General features: G+C 69.3%; 2 protein-coding genes. One reads left to right on the top strand and one right to left on the bottom strand.

What is annotated here, in order from left to right:
• A partial coding sequence (locus tag AB0N06_RS38960; protein WP_366139387.1) for an IS5 family transposase occupies window positions 1–520 on the top strand: 520 nt, incomplete at its 5' end.
• On the opposite strand, the gene AB0N06_RS38955 is transcribed toward AB0N06_RS38960, so the two are convergent.
• The gene (locus AB0N06_RS38955) at window positions 438–1004 is read right to left on the bottom strand and encodes a hypothetical protein (RefSeq protein WP_366139386.1); all 567 of its coding nucleotides are present in this window, start codon (window positions 1002–1004) and stop codon (window positions 438–440) included. The genes AB0N06_RS38960 and AB0N06_RS38955 overlap by 83 nt on opposite strands.
• Window positions 1005–1127 lie beyond the last annotated feature (123 nt).

The raw sequence follows: 1127 nt of genomic DNA, 5'->3' as shown, positions 1-1127 counted from the left end.
GGTGAACGCCTCCGAAACCGTCGGCCAGGACAGCCGCGGATACGACGGCGGGAAATCACGTGACGGGCGTAAGCGCCACATCCTGACCGACACCGAGGGCCTGCTCCTGGAGGTCACCGTGACCACGGCCGACGTCCACGACTCCAAGGCCGCCCCCGCGCTGCTGGAGACGTTCATGGACCAGCCGGGCCGCCTGCTGAAACTGGTATGGGCCGACAGCGCCTACCAGGGCCCGGCGCTGGCGAAGGCGTTCGCCCGCCACGGAGTCCGGATCGAGGTCGTGCGCCGTTCCGACGGACAACGTGGCTTTGTCGTACTGGCCCGCAGGTGGGTCGTGGAACGCACGCTGAGCTGGCTCTCCCGCTCACGCCGCCTCAACCGCGACCACGAACGCCGTCCCGATCACCACCAGCAGATGGTGTGGTGGGCCGCCGTGATCAGGCTGTCCCGGCGCCTGGCCGGCGACGCCCCGCGCTGGCCGGAGAAGCGTCCCGACCGACAGGCCCCGGCGCGGGCGTGAACCGTCCGTTCTTCGCCCGCGCCAGCCAGCCCCGCTTCTCCAGCGCATAGGCACGGTGCCGGATCTTCTCCACCTCGTTCTTGATGTCCGCATCCCGGCCCACCGCCCGCGTCAACTCCACCCCGCTCACCGGCCCCGAAGCGGCCACCACAGCGGCGAACACCTCCCGATACAGGCCACTGAGCACCTCCTCACCCATCCCCGGCTGCCACACCGGCGGCTGCCCGCCATGCTCCGCTCCAGAGCCGTTCGATGCCACAGCAGCAGTCACCTCACCACCAAACGGCACGGCAGCCGACCTGCTGACCGCGCTCTCCTCGGCCAGCACCAACACGAGCTCCTCACGCCCCACTCGGGCCCGGTCGACGCGTTCCTGCGCGGCATTCACCTCCGCCTGGGCCTGCTCCAGGACCTCCGTCCAGGACTCCAGATCCTGCCTCGCCCGCGCCTCACGCCGTTCCATCAATCCCAGCACCGACGGCATCGAACCCTCCTCGATCAACAACAAGCCGTCCGCTGTCTGCCCCTACCCCTCCGCGATCATGCTCGGCACACGAAGAAGCCCCTGCTCATCGAACAGGGGCTCCCTTTGCCACAACGCACTGAC

This window comes from Streptomyces sp. NPDC051020, from assembly GCF_040683105.1.
Classification (GTDB): domain Bacteria; phylum Actinomycetota; class Actinomycetes; order Streptomycetales; family Streptomycetaceae; genus Streptomyces.
The sequence above is the reverse complement of the archived record's forward strand: the minus strand, read 5'-3'. Positions and strand labels throughout refer to the sequence as shown.